Origin of the sequence: Candidatus Pelagibacter communis (assembly GCF_012932795.1) — a bacterium.
Taxonomy (GTDB): Bacteria; Pseudomonadota; Alphaproteobacteria; order Pelagibacterales; family Pelagibacteraceae; genus Pelagibacter; species Pelagibacter ubique_S.
The window spans coordinates 47,721-71,116 of sequence record NZ_LANA01000002.1; the positions used below are offsets into that span (position 1 = coordinate 47,721).

Consider the following 23,396-nt stretch of genomic DNA (forward strand, 5'->3'; position numbering starts at 1 on the left):
TGTTAAGCTCTAACTCTTGATTTTGTTGGATCATAGAAAGGGAAGGGAACAACTTTTGCACCAATTCTTTTTTGATGACCATCAAGCTTTCCAACTTCAACTTCGGTTCCTATTTCAGAATATTTTACATCAATTTTACAAAGTGCAATATTTTTTCCAAGTTTAGGTGATAACATCCCACTTGTTATTACACCCACTTGACCACGACCTATATGAACACAATCTCCATTTACTGCTGGCTCATGACCAACTAATTCTAGACCAGCTAATTTTTTTTGTGGATTTGCTTTTCTTTTAATTAATTCTTCTTTACCTATAAAATCATCTTCTTTAGTTTTTAGAGGAACGGTAAAACCAATTCCAGCTTCGAAAGGGTCTGTTTGATCGTCAAACTCATAGCCATAAAAAATAAGGCCAGCTTCTATACGAACCATGTCTAAAGCTTCTAAGCCTAATGGAGTGATATCAAACTCTTTACCAGCTTCCCAAACTTTATCCCAAACCTCTGCTGCATCTTTTGGATGACACCATATCTCATAACCAAGTTCACCCGTGTAACCTGTTCTTGAAATAACAATTGGTGTTCCAGTTTCATGATCTATTCTTGCAATATTAAATCTGAACCATTCAAGTTCAGTGATCGATGGTTGTATTGGAGGTGTCCATACAAATTTTTCTAAAATTTTTCTACTATTTGGACCTTGAACTGCAATGTTATGAATTTGATCTGTTGCAGATTTAATCCAAACCTTATAATTTTTCTTTTTGGCTTGTTCTTTTAACCATTCACCACTGTATTCATCTCCACCAATCCATCGAAAGTTATCTTGTCCTAATTTAAATAAAGTACCGTCATCTAGCATGCGGCCATTTTCATAACACATAGCTGTATAAACAACTTGGCCAACTGATAATTTTTTAATATTTCTAGTAAGTGTATATTGCATTAAATTTTCTGCATCGGGTCCAAGAATTTCAAACTTTCTAAGAGGTGATAAGTCTGTTACAATTGCACTTTCCCTACAAGCTGTATATTCTTTTATAGTTCCTGATTTCGTAAAATTGTTTGAAAGCCAGAAACCTTTATATTCAATAAAATTTCTTGTTAGTTCTGAGGTTTTTTTGTGAAAACCAGTTTCTTGAGTTAGCTTAGGTTCAGAGTCTGTTTTCATTCTAAATGCTGTTGCTTTTGAATATTTTTTTTCTTTTGAATAAGTCCTAACAAAAATATCAGTTGGATTCCACCCATTTGCACCATCAACATCACAGGGACAAGCTGATGATATACATGTTAGATCTTTTAAAGCTCTAAATAAAACATAATCCCCAGGTCTTGACCAGGGTTCATCAAATGAAGCAACATTATTAGCATCAATAGCAGTATTAAAAAAAAGGTTTATTGCAGACCAACTTTTTCTAGAATTAATGTCATATTTATCAAGTCTATTATTAAAATTATCTGTACAGTTAATATGGCCCATATACCCCATATCCTCATAATATTTTGATGTGCAAGCAAGATTAAAAGTGTCATGCCGTCCAACTGTATCTCTTACAACTTCAATCATTGCTTCATGATCACCATCATAAAACTTTGAAAACAAACCAGGCCCAGGGTAAGCACCACCCATAAACGTTCGTGTTGCTTTATCATCTATAATACTTTCAATTCCTTCATTTAATTTATGTGTATCAAAAGCTAAAAAATCTGAGCATTGTCTTCCACCTGGGTCAATTATTTGAATATATTCACCAGCTTTTACTTCGTAAGTTTCAGCAGTTCTTCTTTTAACAAGTTGCTCTATAATTGGATCGCTAAGTGGATCGGGCAAAATAAATTGTTCATCAGTTTCAATAAATTTAGCTTTATTTAAAAAAATAGTTAAATCTGTTGGTGGATTTTGTTCATGAACATTCATTGCATCACCAGGTGCAGCAATCATAACCACACACTTATCTTTTGAAGTTAGTGTTATTTTTTCACCCATCATACAATCATTGTTAAAAATAATTGATGATTTAGCATTGCTTAAGTCAAAGTTTTTTTTCTTTAGTAGCTTTGAAATTTTTTCATCAGTAGAAATAGTTTTTTTTAAAAAATCTGCATTAGCATTTTCTTTTAGATTTAAAATAGATAAATCAGATTTACCTTTTGAATTAAAAACAATTATTTCACAAATTTGTCTTCCTTCTTCATTGATGATTTCTATTTTATCATCTGGTGAAATTTCTATTATTGAAAGACCACCACCTTTTACAGGATATCTTTCAACTCCTGGTGGTAAAGTTCTTAAGCCGGGATTTCTTATATCATTACTAGTATGTAGCATTGCCAGTATAAATTTTAATAATTTAAGTTTAACTTAATATAATCAAAGAGCATTGACTATAAATTTAATTAATGAGAACATGTTGAATTAACTTAATATTGAGGGAGAAAAATATGAAAAATAAATTGCCGTTAATTATCGCAGCAGTGGTAATTGTTGTTGGCGCAATTTTCTTTATGCAAGGTGGAGACAAAACTGCCAAAAAAGGTGGTGATAGTGCTCAACCTATAATTATTGCCACTCATAATTGGTCAAGCCAAATTGTAATGGCTCACGTTATTGGTGGAATTTTTGAAAGCATGGGGAATAATGTAAGCTATGTAAACACTGACTCACAAGCTGTATACGAATCTATTCGTATAGGTGATGTATCTTTAGCACATGAAGTTTGGGAATCTGCTTTTGGTAAATCATTTACTACAGCGCTTGATAAAGGTGGAATAGTTGATTGGGGTGATCATGAAGCAAGAACTCTTGAGGATATGGGATATCCAAACTGGGTTGCTGATAAAGGATTATGTCCTGGTCTTCCAGATTGGACTGCATTAAAAAATCCAGATTGTGCTGCAAACTTTGCAACACCTGATTCAGATGGAAAAGGAAGAATGTTGGAAGGTCCACAATCTTGGCACGGAGATTTAATACCTCAGAGAGTTGATGCTCTTGGTTTAGGTGATCTTTGGACTGTTAAATTTGCTGGAAGTGCAGATGCACTTTGGGCAGAACTTAAAGCTGCTGAGAAAGAAGGAAGAGGAACTATAATATTCAACTGGACTCCAAACTTTACAGATGGAAAAGGTTTCACATTTATAGACTTCCCTCCATACTCTGCTGGTTGTAGACCAGAAGATGGTGGTGATGGAAAATGTGGATCTCCAGATGGTTATTTGAAAAAAGCTGTAAATGCTGATTTTCCAACAACTCATCCAGCTGCAGCAGCAGTGTTCAAAAAAATGTCATTCTCAACAAGTCATATCGGGGCAATGGCTGCTTTAGTAGACGAAGATAAAATGACTCATGAAGATGCTGCTAAAAAATGGTTAGCTGACAATAAGAGTGTTTGGCAACCTTTTACAAAATAAAGGTAAAATAAATAAATTTAAATCTCCCCCAACTTGTTGGGGGGGATTTTTTTATTCATACTGACTATAAAAAATTTAAACTGAGGGCTTATTATTTAAATGATTAAATATTTTTTATGCATTTTTCTTGGTCTACTAATCTTTAATTTATCTTTTGCACAAAATATTGATATACAGGAAGATATTAAAATTGGTTTTGTATGTAAATTAGAAAAAAAAATACTTAAGAATTCAGAATACAATTATCAAACTTTTTTAGCTAAAGATTTAAATGAAAAAAATTTAGAAAAATTTGAAATCGATTCAAAAAAACCAGAAAAACTTTTGATTAATGGATTATCAATGTTTCTCTCAAAAAATACTAAATTAGACGTAAAAGTTGTAAACAAAAACATAGTTTTATTTAAAGCTTTTGACGAAGAAAAAAACTATTCAGAGTCGGGTATAATCAATAGAGAATCAGGTGAATTAGTTCATGAAGTTACAAAAGACATTAAAAGTGATAACTTTAAAAAAGATATTTCTTTTTATAAATGTAGTTAAATAATAAAATGAAAAAATATATTCTTTACACAATCCTAAGTTTTTTAATTGCAACTTCGGTGTCAGCTAGAAAGACGGGCTGTGAGGGAAACTGTGAAAATGGTTTTGGTAAATGGACTTATACAGACAAAACAACTTATGAAGGAAATTGGGTAGGTACACAAAAACAAGGCCTAGGAACTGAAACTTGGCCAAATGGATATATTTACAAAGGTGAATTTAATAAAAGCAACTGGAGTGGAAAAGGAATTTTAACCTTCCCTGATGGATCCACTTATGAAGGTGAATGGGCCAATGGTTTTATGAATGGAAAAGGAAAATTCACCTGGTCTAATGGAAAAGAAAAAATAGGAATTTGGGAAAATGGCAAATTACAAGAATAAATATGAATATAAAATATTTTAGCAAGTTAAGAGAATTATTACCTGAGCCAGTTAGACAATTGGGCGGTCTTGTTTCCTTAACATTCGTTGTGATTTTTTCTTTTGCTATTTTAAATATTTTTTTTGGCCAGGGTGATGAGCTGGTGGAAAAAATGAAAAAAGAAGAAACAAGAATTGCAGAAGCCAACAAACTAAGTAAAATTATTTCCACACTTCCGACAGGTATTTTAACTTTTTATGAAGGAAGTGGTAATTACAAATTATCTAAAGAACAATATGAAACAGTCTGCAAAATAACAAAAATTATCCCTCAACGTGCTGTTATGGGTGCTAATTTAATAAATTTTAAAGCTACACAAATATACAATGCTAATGGTAATCAAATTGCTGAAACATTTGTTAATTGGGATAAAAAAGAAAAAAAATGTATTGCTGGTTTTGTTTTAATTGGAAGTGTTAATGATGGAGAAAAAGAAAAAATTACTGTCAGTGGGGAAGTTTTAAATTTTTTAAGCACAGGAATCGACACAAGAGTTTATTTTATTAAAAATTTTTAAGGAGGAAAATAATAATTACAGAAAATATAAAAAGTGTATTTTATTTTTATTTCGTGTAACTTATTAATTTATTATGACTAATGCTGTAATTAAGTGCGATTCAGTTTACAAAATTTTTGGGGCAAACGCAAAAAAGATGCTCCAAGACGCCAATGGAAATGTGGATGCAAAAACATTTCAAGATAATGGGTGTATAGTGGGTGTAAACAATGCTTCTTTCGAAGTTTCAAAAGGAGAAATGCTAGTTGTGATGGGTTTATCTGGATCAGGAAAGTCAACATTATTAAGATGTATTTCCAGATTAACAGATGCAACTAGTGGAAAAATTTTTATAGAAGGTCAAAACCTACTTTCATTAAATAATAAAGAGTTAATTGATCTTAGAAGAAATAAAATGGGAATGGTGTTTCAAAGTTTTGCTCTACTTCCACATAAAACAGTCTTAGAAAATATTGCTTTTCCTCTTCAAATTAAAGGCATTGAAGATCAAGAGAGTATCAATAAGGCTATGGATATGGTTAAACTTGTTGGTCTAGATGGAAGGGAAAATTATTTTCCAAGAGAGCTTTCAGGGGGACAACAACAAAGAGTAGGTATTGCCCGTTCATTAGCTGTTGAACCTGATATTTGGTTTTTAGATGAACCTTTTTCTGCATTAGATCCATTAATTAGAAAAGAAATGCAGGATGAATTTTTGCGACTTCAAGAAAAGTTACAAAAAACAATTATGTTTATTACACATGATTTTGATGAAGCATTAAAGCTTGCTGACCGTATTGCAATTATGAAAGATGGAATAATTGAACAACTAGATACGCCAGCTAACATTGTATTAAACCCAGCAACGGAATATGTTAGAAAATTTACCCAAGAGGTGCCTAGAGAAAAAGTATTGAAAATAGAAGATATTATGGAAAAACCACATAATGAAAATTTAAGTGATTTAAAAGTTTTGAAAAATGAAACAATCGAAAATGTAGCTGAAAAGATTTTAACCCAAGAAAAATCTGTGGGGGTAATTGATGAAAATAATCAAATTGTTGGAACCGTTCACCCTTCAAAAATAATTAATACTGTTTTCGGTGGAAAAAAAAATAGTGATTAAAATATGGAGCTAATAAAAAAAAATCCAAAATTATTTCAATGGTTATTTTTAATAACTGTATTTTTCTTTTTATGCTTTGCAATTGAAGTTCCTGAAACTTACAAATTTATAAGAGGTCAGGCCGAATTCATTAAAGACCCAAATCAAAGCACTTACACACTCTTTGGTGCAGAAGTAAGATATTATGCATTTGATGTTTTTTGGAGATTACCTCCTTTGCTTGGATGGCTGCCTATCTGGATAAACGATTCCTTATTTTTTTTAATGAACGAATGGATGCCAATGGAGTTTTGGAATGAAAGTACACAATCATACAAAACTCGACCTTTAGTTTTACAATTAACAAGAAACATGACTGCTTTCATGACATTTCTTATTGAACTAATTAGAGAAATTATGTTAGGAGGCGTTCAAACTGTCGTCGCATTTACTAGTTGGGACTGGATAGACGCAAATCCATGGGCAAAACTACCAGGGTTACCTTGGACAATTGTTACAGCGGGTGCAGTAATACTTGGGTATAACTTGAGTGGAAAAGGTTTAGCTTTATTCGCTGGTATAGTTATGATTTATATTTCTATATTTGGTCAATGGAAGCCATCGATGCAAACTCTCTCTTTTATATTGGTTGCGGCGCCACTTTCTTTTGTTTTTGGCTTAGGCCTAGGTATTGCAGCTTTCAAAAGTAAACGTGTTGAAAAAGCCTTGTCTCCAATACTTTTAGTTATGCAGACTATGCCTCAATACGCTGTATTAGTTCCTGCAATTGTTCTTTTTGGTGTTGGTGACCACGCAGCGGTTATTATAACTATGGTTGTTGCAGTTCCCCCAATGATATTATTAACATTGTTAGGCCTTAGGGGAATACCCCCTGAAGTTATTGAGGCTGGCAGAATGAGTGGATGCAATAATTGGCAACTCATGTTCAAGGTATTAATTCCAACTGCAAGACGAGACATATTAATAGGTGTAAACCAAGTGATTATGGTGTGTTTTTCTATGGCAGTTATTTCAGCTTTTATAGGTGCCAAAGGATTAGGTTTTAATTTATTGCTTGCATTAAATCAATTGAATATTGGATTGGCACTAGAGGCAGGTTTATGTATTAGTTTAATTGCAATACTTTTAGATAAGATGTCTTTAGCTTGGGCAAATAAACAAATAGATTATTTTGGTAATCTAACTTTTTTTGAGCAACATAAAAATGGACTGTGTTTTGCTGGTGTAGTATTGGTTGGGACTGTACTTGCTTATGTTGGATCTTTTTACTTTAAGGAAGGTTTTAATTATTTATATGAAGTACCACACAATAAAGGAATATCAACAGCAGATTTTTGGAACAGAGGTGTTGATTGGATTTGGGATACTTTTTTTTATACTTTAAAAATATTTAACACCTGGTTAATCACAGAAGTTCTTCAACCAATGAGAGCATTATATTTAAGAATGCCAGCTGTTGCCACTTTAGTATTGGTTATCGGCGCAGGCTATATAATAGGTGGAGTGCGTTCAGCTTTTGTAGTGGGTGGATTAACATTATTTATAGCACTAAGTCCTTGGTGGGATAGAGCTTTAGTCACTACATACATGGCAACTTTTGGAGTTATTATATCTTGTATAATTGGCTTTACTGTTGGAACTTTATGTTTTCAAAACAAACATACCACAAGTTTTATGTTGGGCGTTTGTGATATATTTCAAACATTCCCTTCATTTGTATACTTGATACCAGTGATGATGCTTTTTGGTGTTACTGATACATCTGTGTTAATTGCAGTAGTTGTTTATGCTACTATACCTGCCACAAGGTATACTATTGAAGGATTGAGAAGCGTACCAGCTGCTTTACATGACGCGGCTTCAATGTCAGGTGTAACAAAAATACAAAGGTTAATGAAAATAGAATTTCCTTTAGCATTTCCTCACATGATGCTTGGTTTAAATCAAACCATTGTATTTGCTTTATTTATGGTAATTATTGGAGCGTTTATTGGAACAGAAGATTTGGGACAGTATATTCTAAAAGCTTTATCTGACAAAAAGGGTGCGGGTATAGGTTTAACTTTAGGTATTTGTGTTGCTTTTATTGGATTGGTATTTGACCATTTAATTCGAACTTGGGTAGAGCAAAGAAAAAAACACCTGGGTATAGTTTAGTTAAAATATTCAACCTCTGAAAAACGATCTGTAGGAAAAATCCAATAAAATTTTAAAGTATCTTTTCCATTATTTTTCAAAGCGTGTTTTGCATTTCCTGCTATATAAACTACATCACCTTCTTTAATCTTTTCTAGTTCACCAGATTTATTTAATATTCCAGAGCCCCCGGTAACAACATATATTTCTGCAGGTGAATGGTAATGAAGCGTCAAGTCTCCACCTGGTGCAATTTCAGCAAAGCCGAGTGAAAGTCCAGAACTTCCTGCAAAATCTGCATCAATTAAAAATTTCCATCTTACCCCAGGATATTTTTCTGTTGTTGACCACTCTTGATCAGAAACTGATTTAAGATTATTTACAAATATCATACAGAATCAAAGTACAAACTTTATTTTTTTGGTTGATCTAAGAAAGCTTTTAAAGAGTCATCCATTGCTGTTTCCCATGGCGTGTGGTGTAGTGGGCCCACAGAACCTGTTACAGGTGAAGAAAAAGATTTATTTCTATAAGTCATAATATTTTCAACTTTGTGATGCTCCCATTCTTTGAAATGTTTTCTAATTAATTCAAAATCAATTTTTGGATAATCTGATAAAGAATGAAGTTCTTTTGTATATTCAGTTTGGAAATCAATCATTTGATCTGGATTTTCTAACTTTTCTTCCATTGATACCCATTTATTTATGTCTTTATCAATATCTGTTTCTTTTGGAATTTTAATTTTCCCCATTATAATATCTCTTGCAAACCAAGCCTGACAGTCAAACATATTAAAAGTATGAAATTGATCTTGCATACCTAGGTACATTAATTTGTGATTGTTTTGCCAAACTACACCTTTGTATAATTTAGGAGGGTACAATCTATTAGTTGTTTTAAGTTTAAGATCTTCAGATATAAAAGGGAAATTATGAAGATATCCTGTGCAAAGAATTACAGCATCTGATTCTTGTTCGTGACCATCTTTAAAGATTGCCTTATTTCCTTCAAGTCTGTCTAGGTGATAAACTTCTTTCATTCCTTTTGGCCAATTAAATCCCATTGGATTGTGTCGATATCCTATGGTGACACTTTTTGCTCCATACTTATGGCATTGAAGAGCAACATCTTCTGCAGAGTAGCTACTTCCTAAAACAACAACATTTTTACCTCTAAATTCTTCTGCATCTCTAAAATCATGAGAGTGCATTATTCTTCCAGGAAATGATTTCATTCCTGGATATTCTGGTATGAATGGAACCGAGAAATGACCTGTAGACACAATCACATAATCAAATACATCTTTTGAAATAATATCATTTTTTTTATCATGATAAGTAACTTGAAAAATTTTACCATCATAAGAAACACTAGTTACAGAGGTATTAAATTTAATTTTATTCTTTAAATTTCCCTTTTTAACTCTACCCAAAATGTAATTATATAAAACTTCTCTGGGTGGAAAAGATGGAATGGGTTTTCCAAAGTGTTCATCAAATGAATAGTCAGCAAACTCTAAACATTCTTTAGGGCCGTTTGACCAAAGATATCTATACATACTATTAGGTACAGGGTCACCATATTGATCAGATCCTGTTCTCCAACTGTAATTCCATAAACCGCCCCAATCTTCTTGTTTATCAAAACAAACTATTTCAGGGATCTTTTCACCTTTTTTTTCAGCTTGCTCGAAAGATCTTAAAGCTGATAAACCACAAGGCCCAGCACCAATAACTGCTACTTTCGTCATAAAATCACCTCTCTCTAATAAATTTATATCTGTACTTTACCAATAAAATGCTAAAAATTAATATAAAAAAATACAGTATTATGAAAAAAATTATTATTATTGGTGCTGGAGCTATGGGGTCAGCTTTTGCTGTACCATGTCTTGAAAACCAGAATGAAGTGACACTTGTTGGTACTCATCTTGAGGATAATTTAATAAATAATATTCAGTCAAATAATAATTTGCATCCAGCCTTAAATATTGAATTATCATCAAAATTAAAGGTAGAAAAATTTAAGAAATTAAAATCAATCCTTGAAGAAGGTGTGGATATAATTGTTGCAGGTGTTAGCTCTGTAGGAATTGAATGGTTTGTTAAACAAATAGCATCAACTTACAAAAAAAATCTTCCAATTATCTTATTAACAAAAGGTCTAGCTGTAGAGGAAAATGAATTAATAACACTTTCAGATAAAATTAAAAAACTTCTCAAAGAAAAAGGTCATGGAGATGTAAATATTTCAGCAATCAAAGGACCTTGTTTAGCAGCAGGTCTTGCATATAAAATGAGAACCGGAACAGTCATTGCAAACCCAGACATTAAGGAAACAGAAAAATTAAAAAAAATTATATCAACAAATTATTATTCAACAGAAGTGTCAGATGATTTAACTGGCATCGAGTTATCAGGTGCAATTAAAAATATTTATTCAATGTTAATTGGAGCTTCTGAAGGATTAAGTAATTCAAAAGCACCTAAAGAAATTCAATCTAAATATTATTTAAATACATCAGCCTCATTAATTCATAGATCAATTTCTGAAATGGTTGAATTTGTTTCTTTCTATGGAGGTAGAGCAGATACAGTTTATGGTCTAGCTGGTTTAGGTGATTTATATGTAAGTGCAATAGGGGGAAGAAATAGTTTAATGGGAAAATATTTAGGTGAAGGATATTTATATAAAGAAGCTAAAGAAAAATTTATGAAAAATATTACAGTTGAGGGTGCGCAACTTGCATTAGAAATTGGACCTAAAATTTTACAAGATCTTAATTCTAAACATTTTCCATTAATGTTTAGTATGCTAAATACCATATGTGAAAATAAGAAATTAGAGATTAAATGGTAAAAAATATATTAATATTTGCTTTTATAGTACTTGGAATGGTGGTTATTTTAAATTTTAGTGATCATAATTTAAAAAGAGCTGTAGATGCCTGTTTAGCTGGAAGTCAAAAATTATCTAAGTCTAAAATTGTTGATCTTGAAGAAGCTAAAAAATTTTGTGAAGAAGAAATTAAAAAAAATAAAGATTAGAAAGAGATCAACTCATGAACTCAGACTGGAATTATCCAACAACTATGTGGGTTGGCAAAGATAGAGTTAAAGATTTAAGTATTGCTTGTAAAACTTTGAATATTAATAAACCTTTGTTGGTAACTGATAGTGGTCTAGCTAAATCAAAGATTGTAATTAACGTTTTAAATAATCTAAAAGAAAATGGTATTTTAGTTGAATTATATTCAAATGTTGTTGGTAACCCTACTGGCACCAATGTAAATGAAGGTGCTGATTATTATAAGAAAAATAATTGTGATGGAGTGATAGCTTTTGGAGGAGGTAGTGGCTTAGACGTTGGTAAAGCTATAGCATTCATGTCGGGTCAAACACAGTCTATTTGGGATTTTGAAGATGTTGGTGATAACTGGACTAAAGCAAACTCTGATAAAATTGCACCAATTATTGCTGTACCCACAACTGCAGGCACTGGTTCTGAAACAGGACGAGCGTCAGTAATATTGAATGAAGAAACAGGTGTAAAAAATATTATTTTTCATCCTAAATTTTTACCCTCAATAGTTATTTTAGATCCAGTTTTAACAGTTGGATTGCCCGCAAAGATTACAGCCGCAACTGGTATGGATGCGCTAGCTCACAACTTAGAGGCATATTGTGCTCCTGGATATCACCCAATGGCTGATGGAATTGCTTTAGAGGGCATGAGATTAATTAATGATTGGTTACTTGAAGCAGTTAATAATGGATCAAATATTGAAGCACGGCAAAACATGTTAACAGCAGCTAGTATGGGGTCAACAGCATTTCAAAAAGGCTTAGGGGCAATTCATTCTTTAAGTCATCCAGTCAATGCATTAAATAATATTCATCACGGTTTATCTAATGCAATATTTATGCCTTACGTATTAACTTTTAACAAAGATGTAATTGAAAAGAAAATAATTAAAATTTGTGACTATTTAGAGCTTAAAGACAGATCTTTTGATGGTTTTGTTAACTGGGTTTTAGATTTAAGAAAAAAACTTGATATGCCTCATAAATTATCAGAAGTGATTGATGAAAAAGATTTTGATATTGATAGATTATCAAAAATGGCTTTAGCAGACCCATCTACCGGAGGAAATCCAAAAAAATTAACAGAAGATGATATGAAGATAATGTACCAACACAGTATGACAGGTGAATTGTTTAAATGAGTGATTTGAATATTTTAATTGTTGAGGGAAATATTAGAGAAGATAGTGAGTTTTTTATTAAGGCTGCTGGAAGTTCTGCAGCAGATAACTTAAAAAACTTAATTTTAAAAATAGAACCATCTGCAATTACTGAAATTATAAATCCTGGTCATGATGAGGAGACAACAAGTGCTCTAAAAAATATGAGTAAATATAATGGTATTGTCTTTACGGGTGGTGCAATGAGAATAAATGATATGACAGATGTGATTAAGAAACATATTAATTTTGCATCAAATTGTTTTACTCAAAAAAAAAAAATTTTAGCTATTTGTTGGGGATTGCAAATCTGCTCAACAGCAGCTGGAGGTAAAGTAAACCCTGGGAAAAATGGTGCTCACATTGGAATTGCATCAGACGTAATTATTAATAATGAAGGTGAGAAGCATTTTATATACAAAGATAAAAAAAAATTTTTTACATCACCAGCATTTAATTTTGATGAAGTTAGTGAATTACCAAAAAATGCTATTCTTCTATCAAGTGATGAAGTTAACAATGTAATGGGTGTTAGCTTTAATGCAGGAAACTCTGAAATTATTGGTTTACAATATCATCCTGATTATGAATATTTTCAGATGCTTAAACTTATCGAAGGTCGTAAAGAACGACTATTTGTAAATAAGAATTTTTTAAATGAAGAAGAGTATGAAAGTCATATTTCATACATAAAATCTCAAAACGAACTATTAGATTTTAATAATAGAACATGTGAAGTTAGAAATTGGCTTAATTATCTACGTAACTAGTTTCTAAAATAGACCTTCAATTTGACCATCTTTATTTAGCTTAATTGAATCTGCCGCTGGAACTCTTGGTAGTCCAGGCATTGTCATAACAGCCCCACATATAACAACAATAAACTCTGCTCCAGAAGAAAGTTTGATCTCTCTAATTGGTAAAGAGTGTCCAGTTGGCGCTCCTTTTAAGCTTGGATCTGTTGAAAAGCTATATTGTGTTTTAGCAATACAAATAGGGAAATCACCATAACCAGCATCCTCAAAGCTTTTTAATTGTTCTCTGATTTTAGTGTCTGCAATAACTTCATCTGCTCTATAAATTTCTTTAGCAATTGTTTCTATCTTCTTAAAAAGAGCAGTTTTATTTTCATATAAGAATTTAAATTTATTCTCATTTTTATCACATAGTTCAGCAACATTATTTGCTAACTCTTTTGTTCCCTCACCACCATCTGCCCAGTGAGTGCAGAGACTTGCTTTAACACCAATTTTATTACAAAATTCAATTAAAGCTTTTACTTCATTATCACTATCTTTGATGAAATGATTAATAGCAATTGCAACAGGTAAGTTAAACTTTTTAATATTTTCAACATGTCTTTGAAGATTAACTAAACCCATTTTTAATGCTTCTACATTCTCTGTTTTAAGATCATCTTTTGCTACACCACCATGCATTTTTAAAGCCCTAATAGTTGCAACAATTACAACACAGCTAGGTTTTAAATCTGACTTTCTGCATTTAATATCAAGAAATTTTTCCGCACCAAGGTCTGCGCCAAATCCTGCTTCTGTAACAACGTAGTCAGCAAGTTTTAGTCCAGTCTTTGTAGCAATTACAGAATTACAACCATGTGCAATGTTAGCAAAAGGACCACCATGAATAATTGCAGGATTGTTTTCTAAAGTTTGAGTAACATTAGGTCTAATTGCATCCTTTAATAATACAGTCATTGGACCTTGTGCTTTTAAATCTTTAGCATAAACAGGTTTTTTACCTCTTGTGTATGCAATCGTAATATTTCCAATTCTTTTTTCTAAATCCCCTAAATCATTTGATAGACAAAAGATTGCCATGATTTCTGATGCTACAGTTATATCAAAGCTATCTTCTCTTGGAAAACCATTTGCTACTCCTCCTAAATTAATATTAATTGATCTTAAAGAACGATCATTCATATCCATAACTCTTTTCCATGTAATTCTTCTAACATCAATATCTAATTTATTTCCCCAATAGATGTGGTTATCAATTAATGCAGATAATAAATTATGAGCAGAAGTTATTGCATGAAAGTCTCCTGTGAAATGTAAATTAATTTGCTCCATTGGAACTACTTGAGCATAACCACCACCAGCAGCACCACCCTTCATTCCAAAAGAAGGACCAAGGCTTGGTTCTCTTAAACAAACAATAGATTTTTTTCCTATTTTATTTAAGCCATCATTTAAACCAACTGAAGTTGTGGTTTTACCTTCACCTGCTGGAGTTGGTGTGATTGCAGTTACTAAAATAAGTTTTCCGTCAGGTTTATCTTTTAAAGTATCTAGATACTCTAAGTTAATTTTTGCAATATGTCTGCCCATTGGACTGAACGCAGTACTTTCATCTGGTACATTTATTTTTGCCAAGATATCATTTATAGGTTGCATTTTAGCTTCTCTAGCTATCTGAATGTCTGATTTAACTTCGCTCATCTAAAACTCCTGTAAATTAATATTTCTTTGAGGAATTAGTATCTTCTTTTATGAATTTTTGAAACTTATAAAAATTATATATAAAAATAATAATAACTATTTATATTCTTTTAGATAAAATTAATTAATGCAAAAATATTCAATATTTAACCTAATAAAAAATGCTTTCTCCGGTCATCAAAAGTGGGATTTAGCCTGGAAAGATGCTACTCCAAAAAAGGAATATGATGTTGTTATAATTGGTGGTGGAGGCCATGGGCTAGCTACCGCATATTACCTTGCAAAAGAACACAATATTACAAATGTAGCTATTATTGAAAAAGGATGGCTTGGTGGTGGAAATATGGGGAGAAATACCACGATTATTAGATCAAATTATATGCATGACGACAATGCTTTGTTCAGTGAGTTTGGAATGGATCTATGGAGAAAGATGAGCCAGGATTTAAATTATAATGTAATGTTTTCTCCAAGAGGAATAATTAATCTTGCACACTCAGATGCCCAAATGAACGTTTTCGCAAGAAGAGGAAACTCAATGCGTTTAAATGGTATTGATGCAGTTCTTTTAAATAGAGAAGAAGTAAAAGAAATTATTCCAATGGCAGATTTTTCAGACAATGTAAGGTTTCCTATATTTGGTGGATTAATGCAACCAAGTGCTGGAACAGCAAGACATGATGCTGTTGCATGGGGTTATGCTCGTCAAGCAGATTCAATGGGGGTAGATATAATTCAAAATTGTGAGGTAACAGGTTTTGATGTTGTGGGTGGAAAAATTCAAGGAGTGAGAACTTCACGAGGAGATATTAAAGTTAAGAAAATTGGTTTGTGTGTTGCGGGAAGTACAAATATTTTAGCTGAAAAACTAAATATGACTATACCAGTAGAAACTCATCTTCTTCAAGCATGTGTTACGGAACCTGTTAAACCTGTATTAGATAGTGTGGTTACTTTTGGAGCAGGACATTTTTATATTAGTCAATCTGATAAAGGTGAAATGGTAATGGGGGGAGATTTGGATGGATATAATAGTTATGCCCAAAGAGGAAATTTACCAACACTACAGCATGTACTAACAGAAGGAATTGCAATGATGCCTTTTTTAAGTAAATTAAAAATGCTTAGAACTTGGGGAGGGATTATGGATATGTCAATGGATGGTTCACCCATAATAGATAAAACTCATATTGAAGGATTATATTTAAATTGTGGTTGGTGTTATGGTGGGTTTAAAGCCACACCAGCATCAGGATGGACATTTGCTCATACAATTGCACAAGATAGAGTTCACAAATTAAATGAAGGTTATAGCTTAAGTAGATTTAATACAGGTCACTTACTAGATGAAAAAGGACTTGGAACAAAGACTTGGATTTCATAAATGCTTCACATTAAATGCCCTCACTGTGGGATGAGATCTCAAAATGAATTTTCATATGGTGGTGATGCAACTGTTAAAAGGCCAGAGCTTAATAAAGAAGTTTCAGATAAAGATTGGGATAATTTTGTCTACAACAGAAAAAGCTTAAGAGGAAAACATAAAGAGTTATGGCAACATATATCAGGATGTAGACAGTGGATTAAAGTAGAAAGAGACACAGCCACTCACGAAATATTTAAAACAGTTAAAGCTCACGAAGATATTTAAAATGACTCAAAATTATAGACTAGATAATATTGGACTTATAAATAGAGATAAAAAAATCTCATTTAAATTTAATGGAGTAACTTATTTTGGTTATGAGGGGGACACATTAGCATCTGCACTGATTGCTAATGGAATTCATTTAATAGGAAGAAGCTTTAAATATCATAGACCTAGAGGCTTTTTTGGTGCAGGGGTTGATGAACCATACGCAATTGTTCAATTATACAGAAATAATGAAACTGAGCCGAATATAAAAACTACAGAACAAGAGCTCTTTGAAGGTTTGGAAGCAACAAGTGTTAATTGTTGGCCTAGTGTAAATTTTGATATTGGAGCAATTAATAATTTTTTAAAGATATTTCTTCCAGCAGGATTTTATTATAAAACTTTCATGTGGCCAAAAAGTTTTTGGTATAAAATTTATGAACCATTTATAAGAAAAGCTGCTGGACTTGGGGTTGCATCAATAGAACATGATAAAGAAAGGTATGAACACAAATATGAGTATTGTGATTTACTAATTGCAGGTTCAGGACCTTCTGGTTTAGCAAGTGCATACGCTGCGGCCAAAAATGGAGCAAGAGTAATTTTAGCAGAAGACAAACCTAGATTTGGTGGAACTTTATTAACGAGTGAAGTTAATATTGGAAATCAAACAGGAAAAGAATGGGCAGAAAATATTATTTCTGAACTTAAAGAAATGCCTAATGTTATTGTTAAAAATAGATCTCAAGTATTTGGTTACTACGATCATAATATGTTAGTGATGTCAGAAAAATTAAGTGATCACCTACCTAAAACTAAAAAATATAATCCAAAACAAAGACTTTGGTATATTAGAGCTAAAGAAGTTTTAATCTCTTCTGGTTCTATTGAGAGACCTTTAGTATTTGGAAATAATGATACACCAGGTGTGATGCTGTCTTCTGCAGCAAAAGAATATTTAAAAGTCTATGGAGTTTTAGTTGGTAAAAAACCTTTAATATTTACAAATAATGATAGTGGATATGAAACGGCTATAGAATTTAAAAAAAATGGTGTTGATCCGATTATTTTAGATACAAGAAAAGAACCTAAGTCAGAAATTATAGATGAAGCAAAAAAATTAGATATTCAAATTAAATTTTCTCATGTAGTTGTTGCAGCCAAAGGATATAAAAAAGTTAAATCTGCAGAAGTTGCAAAAATTTCAGATGACAAAAATGAATTAGGAACTTTAGAAAATATAAATTGTGATTGTATTTGTGTTTCAGGTTTTTGGACTCCAACAATTCACTTAGCCTCTCAATCTGGAAATAAAACTATTTTTAATAAAGACATAGACGCATTTGTACCCGGGCTATCTAAACAAAATGAAACAACTTTAGGTGCTGCAAATGGAACTTTTACGTTAGAAGAAACATTAAAAAATTCATTTGATAGTGGATATGAATTGTCAAAAAAAATAACTAATAATGACAATAAAACATCATCACCAATAGTTATGGAAAAAAAATCAACCACACACGATAAATTTTGGTGTGTACCTTTGCCTAAGGGAAAAACATATAAAAGGTTTTTAGATTTTCAAAATGATGTAGCAGTTTCTGATATAGAAATTGCACTAAAGGAAGGTTATCGATCTATTGAACATGTAAAAAGATATACGACACTAGGAATGGCCACAGACCAAGGAAAAACAAGCAATCTCAACGGTTTGCAACTAGTTTCAAACATAGAAAATAAGATAGTACCAGAAGTAGGTCATACAACTTTTAGGCCACCATACACACCAGTTACTATTGGTACGATTGTTGGAAGAGAAATTGGCAAACATTCTAAACCAACAAGAAAATCACCGATGCACTCTTGGCATGAAAAAAATAACGCAGTGTTTGTAGATGCAGGTGTTTGGTTGAGACCCAGATATTACAAAATTGGAGAAGAAACATTATTTGAAGGTTCTAAAAGAGAAGCTAAAAATGTTAGAGCAAATGTAGGTGTATGTGATGTAACTACTTTAGGTAAAATTGATATTAAAGGACCTGATGCTGCAGAACTACTAAATCGAGTTTATACTAATGCTTGGTTAAAGTTGCCTGTTGGTAAAGCAAGGTACGGTGTAATGTTAAGAGAAGACGGAATTGTTATGGACGATGGTACAACAACTAGAATCTCTGAAAACCATTACCATATGACGACAACAACAGCACAAGCTGCAAATGTTTTATCACATCTTGAGTATTACTTACAAGTAGTATGGCCTGAACTAAATGTAAATGTAGTGTCAACCACTGAACAATGGGCAGGAGCTGCAATAGCTGGACCAAAATCAAGAGATTTATTACAAAAACTATTTCCAAATATTGATACTTCAAACGATGGGTTACCTTTTATGGGATACTTAGAAGCTGAATTATTTGGAGTACATGCAAGAATTTTTAGAATTTCATTCTCAGGTGAACTTGCTTATGAGGTTAATGTTGAGTCAGATAATGGAAACTTTATGTGGGAAAAAATAATGGAAATAGGTAAAGAATTTGAAATTCAACCCTATGGAACTGAGGCATTATCTACATTAAGAATTGAAATGGGCCACATTGCAGGATCAGAGTTGGATGGCAGGACCATTCCTTATGATAATTCTTTAGAAGGATTAGTTAGTAAAAAGAAAGATTTTATAGGCAAACGCTCTTTAGGTAGAAAAGCTTTTGTAGCTGAAGATAGACAAAAAGTAGTAGGCGTCGTGCCCATTGATAAAAAAACAAGCATACCTGAAGGATCTCATTTAGTTAAAGATGCAAAAGCACAAATACCAAATCCTAAATTAGGTTATATTTCTGCATCATGTTGGAGTGTTGAGTATGACAATCCATTCTCTCTAGCAATTATTAAAGATGGAAAAAATATGATTGGGCAAAAGTTATTTGCAATGTCACCATTAAAAAATAAAACGATACCTGTTGAAATAGTTTCTTCACATTACGTAGATCCAAAAGGTGAAAGGGTTAGATCATGAGTTCTATTTCAGCTTTAAGAGATGCACACATAAAGGGTTTATTTGGCGACCATGAAGGAAAAAATGAAAGTGAGCTGTTAAGAATAAGTGAATTAAAAGATTTTTTAATTGTTCAAATAGTTAAATATAAAAAATCATCAATCACAAACAAAGATATAAAAATTGACAACCTCAACTTAAATGATGAGACGTTGACTGTACACTGCAACAGCAAAACAAGAATTTTATGGAATGGCCCAAATAACTGGCTTTTAATTTCAATCAATAAAGAAGTTTTAAAAGAAATAAATGAAAAATTAAAAGAAACAGATTTTGCTATAACTAATTTATCTCATAGCAGAACAATAATTCAGATAGAAGGAAAAAATACAAAAGAAATATTAAAAAAAGGATGTCCATATAACTTTAATGAATTAAAAAATAATAACTGTTTAAATTCAGTTTATAATGGAATGTCAGTGACTATAGATATGTTAGAGGATAAACCTGATAAAATTAGAATATTTACTCTTAGAAGTTTTGGTGAGTCATTATATCACTCTATTACAGACGCTTGCTTGGAATATGGTTATAAGAACGTTTAGATACTATTATTTTCTTGTTGCAATATAGACACCAAGTGTTGCTATTCCGAATCCAATTAAATCTATATTATTTAAAGTTTCATTTAAAAATAACCAAGCCATTACTGCGGTAGTGGGTGGAATTAAGAAAAATATAGAAACAGTTTTACTTGCTGAATTATTTTTAATTAAAAACATTAAAATTGTGAATGCTCCAAATGAAACAAGAAATATTTGATGACTCATAGCAATTAAGAAAGTCGAGTTAAAATCTATATAAGTTTTAGTAAAAAAGATGATAATCAAAACATGAAATAGGCATCCACCTATTGCTTGATACATATTGCTTACAGATAAAGATAAATTATTTCCAATTCTTTTTTGCCAAATAGTGGAAGTTGTTATTGCAAGCAGGGCAATAAAAGATGCGATTACTCCCATTAAAGGAAGACTTGACCCAATATCAAAACCTAATACTACGGAAGCACCAATAAATCCAAGTAAAATTCCAATCCATTGTTTGAATGAAACTTTTTCCTTTAAAAATTTTTCAGCTAAAACATTTGTGAGAACTGGTTGCAGAGTTACAATTAGAGCTGTTATTCCAGTAGGCATTCCAATTGAAACTGAATAAAAAACACCTCCTAAATAAACACCATGGAATAGAACTCCACTAAAAAGAGACTGAAGTAAATTTTTGATGTTAGTAAAAATTATTTTCTTCTTATAAATTGCGTATATAAGAAAACCTAATGCAACAAAAAAAAATCTAAATGCTAAAGCAGCAAAAGGATCGCTATTATCAATTATTGGCTTTGTTGTAACAAAAGCAGATGACCAAAGTACGATAAACAAGTAGGGAAAAATTGTGTTCATTTCAGGCTTTATAGAACATTAACTCTTTCATATTCTTACTTAATTTAGTTAAATAAAGCATGAAAACAAAGAGTTTTAATTCTATCTTGAGTTGTAAATTTAAATGTATAAGATTCTTAATTAATGATTAATAAAAATCTTTTTTTTTCATTTTTTTTAATATTATTTCTGAATAATTGCGCCCAAAATCCAGTTTCTTTACTTGGACCGGCTTACACTTTGGGAACAACTGGAAATGCATACCAGGCAGGGCTTTCTTATACCACTAATAAAGCCATAAATGAAATTACTGGTAAAACTACACAGAAAAATATCAGAGAAATTTTAGAACCAAATATAAATGACGATGAATTGCAAAAATTCTTAAAAGCGAGAATCATAAAAACCAGAAAATTATTAGATTAAACAAAATAAAATTTTTAATTTAAAATAAATAACAATATTTTCTCAATTATAAGTTGAATGTAAATCTAATAAATTCAAATTCCAACTTGAGTTGCAATAAATATTAAATAAAAGAAAGTGTATGAAAGAATCGCTTTTTATAAAAAGTTTTTTAATTGGTGTACTAGCTTTGTTTACACTTAGTGGATGTGTTCAAAGTTCTGCATTTTTAGGACCAGCTGCAGTAACTGGTGCAAGCACTGGAAGTGCTTTACAAGCAGGAATATCTTACAGCACTAATTACACAGTAACAAAAATTACAGGCAAAACACCAATTGAAAATTTTCAAAAACTATTAATTCAAAAAGTAGATGATAATAAGATTATAGATTCAATAAATAAATCTATAACTAAAAAAACTATAGATAAAAAAACTATAGCTAAAAAATCTTCAGAATTTTATAGAGTTGTTGCTAATTTGTATTCAAAAGAAAACTCTAATCCATAATTTTTGATATAGAAGCAGGATATAGCTTATGTTCTTTTTTGAGAATTTTTTTAGCTAAAGATGTGGCATTATCTTTTGATGATATTCTAACTTTGCTTTGTAATATTATTTTCCCAGAGTCTAATTTTTTAGAAACATAATGAACCGTGCATCCTGAAAATTTATCTTCATTTTTAATAGCTCTTTCATGGGTATTTAGTCCTTTGTACTTAGGTAATAAAGATGGATGAATATTAATAATTGTGCCTTTAAATTTTTTAATAAAATCACTTGGTAAAATTTCCATAAAACCTGCTAGGCAAATAAGTTTAATTTTTTTTTTTTGTAAATAAGAAAATATTTTTTTATTATTTAGATTTTTTTTTTTAAAACTAAATATTTTTTTTTCTATATTAAATTTTACTGAATATTTTAAGCCTTTAGCTTTAACATAGTTTGAAATAATTAAATCTATTGAAATTGGACATCTTTTTTTTTTTGAGAATTTTATCAAACTGAGCAGATTACTTCCTGTTCCAGAAATAAAAACTGCAGTTTTAGTTTTTTTAGGACCAGTCAATTTTACCATTAAGTTTAACTTTGTTATTTCCAGAAGTAATTTTACCAATAACATATGGTTTAAATTCTTTCGTAAAATATCTTGTAATTTTTTTTAGATTATTTTCTTTCACTATTAGACAAAAACCCACACCACAATTAAAAGTTTTAAGCATTTCAGCATCATTAATGTTATTTTGTTTAAGCCACTTAAAAATTTTTTTTGTTTTAATCTTATCTAAATTAATATTTGCAACTAATTTGTCTGGGATTATTCTTTTAATATTATCAGCTATTCCACCACCTGTTATATTTGCACATCCCTTTATGAGATTGTTATTAATTAGATTCAAAACTTCTTTAACATAAATTTTTGTAGGTTTAATTAATTCTTTTTTTAAAAATAAATTTTTTTCTAATTTGATTTTTTTTTTTTTTAAAACATATCTAACTAGGGAATACCCATTAGAATGAAGTCCACTGGATGGTATAGCTAGTATTAAATCATTTTTTTTTATATCTTTTTTTTTAAAAATTTTTTTTTCTTCTACCAAACCTACAGCAAAACCAGCAATATCAAATTTACCTTTTTCATACGTACCTGGCATTTCAGCAGTTTCACCACCAACAAGTTCACAATTGGAAATTTTACAACCTTTTATTATTCCCCTAAGAATAGATTTTAATTTATTTAAATTAATTTTATTAATTGAAATATAATCGAGAAATAGCAAAGGCTTTGCTCCTTGAACAATTAAATCGTTAACACTCATTGCAACTAAATCGATACCAATTGTGTCGTATTTATTAAGTATATTTGCTATTTCAACTTTTGTTCCAACCCCATCGGTACAAGCTACAATTTTGGGTTTTTTTAAATTTTTTGGTATATTGGAAATTGACCCAAAACTGCCAATATTATTAAACTTTTTTTTGCCTTTATTATTTGATGAGGTAGAAGAAATGAATTTAATAAAATTATCAGCAGTATCTATGTTTACACCGCTTTTTTCATAGGTAAAATTTTTTTTTTTCATT

The 23,396-nt window shown here is 31.1% G+C and carries 23 protein-coding genes; 16 read left to right on the forward strand and 7 right to left on the reverse strand.

Going from position 1 to position 23,396, the window contains the following annotated elements; translation table 11 throughout:
• Window positions 1–2 precede the first annotated feature (2 nt).
• On the reverse strand, window positions 3–2,330 hold the full coding sequence (locus VP91_RS04245) for a DUF1989 domain-containing protein (RefSeq protein ID WP_169036215.1): 2,328 nt from the start codon (window positions 2,328–2,330) through the stop codon (window positions 3–5).
• A gap of 176 nt (window positions 2,331–2,506) precedes the next feature.
• On the opposite strand from VP91_RS04245, the gene VP91_RS04250 reads away from it, so the two are divergent.
• The 6 genes from VP91_RS04250 to VP91_RS04275 all read left to right on the forward strand — a co-directional run bounded on the left by VP91_RS04250 (window position 2,507) and on the right by VP91_RS04275 (window position 8,157).
• Entirely contained in the window at window positions 2,507–3,412 is a 906-nt protein-coding gene (locus tag VP91_RS04250; protein ID WP_425305181.1) for an ABC transporter substrate-binding protein, read from the forward strand.
• A 99-nt stretch (window positions 3,413–3,511) separates the two neighbouring features.
• Entirely contained in the window at window positions 3,512–3,955 is a 444-nt protein-coding gene (locus VP91_RS04255) for a hypothetical protein (protein WP_169036217.1), read from the forward strand.
• Between the two features lie 8 nt (window positions 3,956–3,963).
• On the forward strand, window positions 3,964–4,338 hold the full coding sequence (locus VP91_RS04260) for a hypothetical protein (protein WP_169036218.1): 375 nt from the start codon (window positions 3,964–3,966) through the stop codon (window positions 4,336–4,338).
• Between the two features lie 2 nt (window positions 4,339–4,340).
• Window positions 4,341–4,895: a hypothetical protein gene (locus VP91_RS04265; protein WP_211181512.1), complete on the forward strand. Its 555-nt coding sequence runs from the start codon at window positions 4,341–4,343 to the stop codon at window positions 4,893–4,895.
• Between the two features lie 73 nt (window positions 4,896–4,968).
• Window positions 4,969–6,000, forward strand: a complete 1,032-nt coding sequence (locus tag VP91_RS04270; RefSeq protein WP_169036220.1) for a quaternary amine ABC transporter ATP-binding protein — start codon at window positions 4,969–4,971, stop codon at window positions 5,998–6,000.
• Between the two features lie 3 nt (window positions 6,001–6,003).
• The gene (locus tag VP91_RS04275) at window positions 6,004–8,157 is read left to right on the forward strand and encodes an ABC transporter permease (RefSeq protein ID WP_169036221.1); all 2,154 of its coding nucleotides are present in this window, start codon (window positions 6,004–6,006) and stop codon (window positions 8,155–8,157) included.
• Here the strand turns inward: VP91_RS04275 and VP91_RS04280 are convergent.
• Together VP91_RS04280 and VP91_RS04285 are read right to left on the reverse strand one after the other, a co-directional pair.
• Entirely contained in the window at window positions 8,154–8,528 is a 375-nt protein-coding gene (locus VP91_RS04280) for a cupin domain-containing protein (protein WP_169036222.1), read from the reverse strand. The genes VP91_RS04275 and VP91_RS04280 overlap by 4 nt on opposite strands.
• A 20-nt stretch (window positions 8,529–8,548) precedes the next feature.
• On the reverse strand, window positions 8,549–9,889 hold the full coding sequence (locus VP91_RS04285; protein WP_169036223.1) for an NAD(P)-binding domain-containing protein: 1,341 nt from the start codon (window positions 9,887–9,889) through the stop codon (window positions 8,549–8,551).
• An 80-nt stretch (window positions 9,890–9,969) separates the two neighbouring features.
• Between VP91_RS04285 and VP91_RS04290 the strand changes: the two genes are divergently transcribed.
• From VP91_RS04290 to VP91_RS04305, 4 genes are read left to right on the forward strand one after another with little or no spacing between them, the layout of a single operon-like run.
• The gene (locus tag VP91_RS04290; RefSeq protein ID WP_169036224.1) at window positions 9,970–10,998 is read left to right on the forward strand and encodes a 2-dehydropantoate 2-reductase N-terminal domain-containing protein; all 1,029 of its coding nucleotides are present in this window, start codon (window positions 9,970–9,972) and stop codon (window positions 10,996–10,998) included.
• Window positions 10,992–11,186, forward strand: coding sequence for a hypothetical protein (locus tag VP91_RS04295; protein ID WP_169036225.1), 195 nt, complete (start codon window positions 10,992–10,994; stop codon window positions 11,184–11,186). The genes VP91_RS04290 and VP91_RS04295 overlap by 7 nt, the downstream gene beginning before the upstream one ends.
• A gap of 14 nt (window positions 11,187–11,200) precedes the next feature.
• Entirely contained in the window at window positions 11,201–12,364 is a 1,164-nt protein-coding gene (locus tag VP91_RS04300; protein WP_169036226.1) for an iron-containing alcohol dehydrogenase, read from the forward strand.
• Window positions 12,361–13,152 carry a type 1 glutamine amidotransferase gene (locus tag VP91_RS04305; RefSeq protein ID WP_169036227.1) on the forward strand — a complete coding sequence of 264 codons (792 nt, stop codon included), beginning with the start codon at window positions 12,361–12,363 and terminating at the stop codon, window positions 13,150–13,152. The genes VP91_RS04300 and VP91_RS04305 overlap by 4 nt, the downstream gene beginning before the upstream one ends.
• A 3-nt stretch (window positions 13,153–13,155) precedes the next feature.
• Here the strand turns inward: VP91_RS04305 and VP91_RS04310 are convergent, their stop codons facing one another.
• On the reverse strand, window positions 13,156–14,841 hold the full coding sequence (locus VP91_RS04310; protein WP_169036228.1) for a formate--tetrahydrofolate ligase: 1,686 nt from the start codon (window positions 14,839–14,841) through the stop codon (window positions 13,156–13,158).
• 127 nt (window positions 14,842–14,968) lie between these two features.
• On the opposite strand from VP91_RS04310, the gene VP91_RS04315 reads away from it, so the two are divergent.
• The 4 genes from VP91_RS04315 to VP91_RS04330 are packed head-to-tail and all read left to right on the forward strand — an operon-like array spanning window position 14,969 to window position 20,074.
• Complete coding sequence (locus tag VP91_RS04315; protein ID WP_169036229.1) at window positions 14,969–16,225, forward strand: sarcosine oxidase subunit beta family protein; 1,257 nt, start codon at window positions 14,969–14,971, stop codon at window positions 16,223–16,225.
• The gene (locus VP91_RS04320) at window positions 16,226–16,492 is read left to right on the forward strand and encodes a sarcosine oxidase subunit delta (RefSeq protein ID WP_169036230.1); all 267 of its coding nucleotides are present in this window, start codon (window positions 16,226–16,228) and stop codon (window positions 16,490–16,492) included. It abuts the gene before it with no gap.
• Window position 16,493: 1 nt separating this feature from the next.
• Window positions 16,494–19,490: a sarcosine oxidase subunit alpha family protein gene (locus VP91_RS04325; protein WP_169036231.1), complete on the forward strand. Its 2,997-nt coding sequence runs from the start codon at window positions 16,494–16,496 to the stop codon at window positions 19,488–19,490.
• Complete coding sequence (locus tag VP91_RS04330) at window positions 19,487–20,074, forward strand: sarcosine oxidase subunit gamma family protein (protein ID WP_169036232.1); 588 nt, start codon at window positions 19,487–19,489, stop codon at window positions 20,072–20,074. The genes VP91_RS04325 and VP91_RS04330 overlap by 4 nt, the downstream gene beginning before the upstream one ends.
• A gap of 6 nt (window positions 20,075–20,080) precedes the next feature.
• Here the strand turns inward: VP91_RS04330 and VP91_RS04335 are convergent, their stop codons facing one another.
• Window positions 20,081–20,929 (reverse strand): DMT family transporter, encoded by an 849-nt coding sequence (locus tag VP91_RS04335; protein ID WP_169036233.1) that lies wholly within the window; start codon window positions 20,927–20,929, stop codon window positions 20,081–20,083.
• A 123-nt stretch (window positions 20,930–21,052) separates the two neighbouring features.
• Between VP91_RS04335 and VP91_RS04340 the strand changes: the two genes are divergently transcribed.
• Complete coding sequence (locus VP91_RS04340) at window positions 21,053–21,334, forward strand: hypothetical protein (protein WP_169036234.1); 282 nt, start codon at window positions 21,053–21,055, stop codon at window positions 21,332–21,334.
• Between the two features lie 121 nt (window positions 21,335–21,455).
• Entirely contained in the window at window positions 21,456–21,821 is a 366-nt protein-coding gene (locus tag VP91_RS04345) for a hypothetical protein (protein WP_169036235.1), read from the forward strand.
• On the opposite strand, the gene purN is transcribed toward VP91_RS04345, so the two are convergent.
• Complete coding sequence (purN, locus tag VP91_RS04350; RefSeq protein WP_169036236.1) at window positions 21,811–22,389, reverse strand: phosphoribosylglycinamide formyltransferase; 579 nt, start codon at window positions 22,387–22,389, stop codon at window positions 21,811–21,813. The genes VP91_RS04345 and purN overlap by 11 nt on opposite strands.
• Window positions 22,367–23,395: a phosphoribosylformylglycinamidine cyclo-ligase gene (gene purM, locus VP91_RS04355; protein WP_169036237.1), complete on the reverse strand. Its 1,029-nt coding sequence runs from the start codon at window positions 23,393–23,395 to the stop codon at window positions 22,367–22,369. The genes purN and purM overlap by 23 nt, the downstream gene beginning before the upstream one ends.
• Window position 23,396 lies beyond the last annotated feature (1 nt).

Excerpts from the sequence above, each read along its gene's own strand:
- purM (WP_169036237.1), bottom strand. The coding sequence starts at position 23,395 with ATGAAAAAAAAAAATTTTACCTATGAAAAAAGCGGTGTAAACATAGAT.
- VP91_RS04320 (WP_169036230.1), top strand. The coding sequence starts at position 16,226 with ATGCTTCACATTAAATGCCCTCACTGTGGGATGAGATCTCAAAATGAA.
- VP91_RS04265 (WP_211181512.1), top strand. The coding sequence starts at position 4,341 with ATGAATATAAAATATTTTAGCAAGTTAAGAGAATTATTACCTGAGCCA.
- VP91_RS04295 (WP_169036225.1), top strand. The coding sequence starts at position 10,992 with ATGGTAAAAAATATATTAATATTTGCTTTTATAGTACTTGGAATGGTG.
- VP91_RS04245 (WP_169036215.1), bottom strand. The coding sequence starts at position 2,330 with ATGCTACATACTAGTAATGATATAAGAAATCCCGGCTTAAGAACTTTA.
- purN (WP_169036236.1), bottom strand. The coding sequence starts at position 22,389 with ATGGTAAAATTGACTGGTCCTAAAAAAACTAAAACTGCAGTTTTTATT.
- VP91_RS04325 (WP_169036231.1), top strand. The coding sequence starts at position 16,494 with ATGACTCAAAATTATAGACTAGATAATATTGGACTTATAAATAGAGAT.
- VP91_RS04260 (WP_169036218.1), top strand. The coding sequence starts at position 3,964 with ATGAAAAAATATATTCTTTACACAATCCTAAGTTTTTTAATTGCAACT.
- VP91_RS04250 (WP_425305181.1), top strand. The coding sequence starts at position 2,507 with ATGCAAGGTGGAGACAAAACTGCCAAAAAAGGTGGTGATAGTGCTCAA.
- VP91_RS04310 (WP_169036228.1), bottom strand. The coding sequence starts at position 14,841 with ATGAGCGAAGTTAAATCAGACATTCAGATAGCTAGAGAAGCTAAAATG.
- VP91_RS04270 (WP_169036220.1), top strand. The coding sequence starts at position 4,969 with ATGACTAATGCTGTAATTAAGTGCGATTCAGTTTACAAAATTTTTGGG.
- VP91_RS04290 (WP_169036224.1), top strand. The coding sequence starts at position 9,970 with ATGAAAAAAATTATTATTATTGGTGCTGGAGCTATGGGGTCAGCTTTT.
- VP91_RS04275 (WP_169036221.1), top strand. The coding sequence starts at position 6,004 with ATGGAGCTAATAAAAAAAAATCCAAAATTATTTCAATGGTTATTTTTA.
- VP91_RS04305 (WP_169036227.1), top strand. The coding sequence starts at position 12,361 with ATGAGTGATTTGAATATTTTAATTGTTGAGGGAAATATTAGAGAAGAT.
- VP91_RS04285 (WP_169036223.1), bottom strand. The coding sequence starts at position 9,889 with ATGACGAAAGTAGCAGTTATTGGTGCTGGGCCTTGTGGTTTATCAGCT.
- VP91_RS04255 (WP_169036217.1), top strand. The coding sequence starts at position 3,512 with ATGATTAAATATTTTTTATGCATTTTTCTTGGTCTACTAATCTTTAAT.
- VP91_RS04335 (WP_169036233.1), bottom strand. The coding sequence starts at position 20,929 with ATGAACACAATTTTTCCCTACTTGTTTATCGTACTTTGGTCATCTGCT.
- VP91_RS04300 (WP_169036226.1), top strand. The coding sequence starts at position 11,201 with ATGAACTCAGACTGGAATTATCCAACAACTATGTGGGTTGGCAAAGAT.
- VP91_RS04330 (WP_169036232.1), top strand. The coding sequence starts at position 19,487 with ATGAGTTCTATTTCAGCTTTAAGAGATGCACACATAAAGGGTTTATTT.
- VP91_RS04315 (WP_169036229.1), top strand. The coding sequence starts at position 14,969 with ATGCAAAAATATTCAATATTTAACCTAATAAAAAATGCTTTCTCCGGT.
- VP91_RS04345 (WP_169036235.1), top strand. The coding sequence starts at position 21,456 with ATGAAAGAATCGCTTTTTATAAAAAGTTTTTTAATTGGTGTACTAGCT.
- VP91_RS04340 (WP_169036234.1), top strand. The coding sequence starts at position 21,053 with ATGATTAATAAAAATCTTTTTTTTTCATTTTTTTTAATATTATTTCTG.
- VP91_RS04280 (WP_169036222.1), bottom strand. The coding sequence starts at position 8,528 with ATGATATTTGTAAATAATCTTAAATCAGTTTCTGATCAAGAGTGGTCA.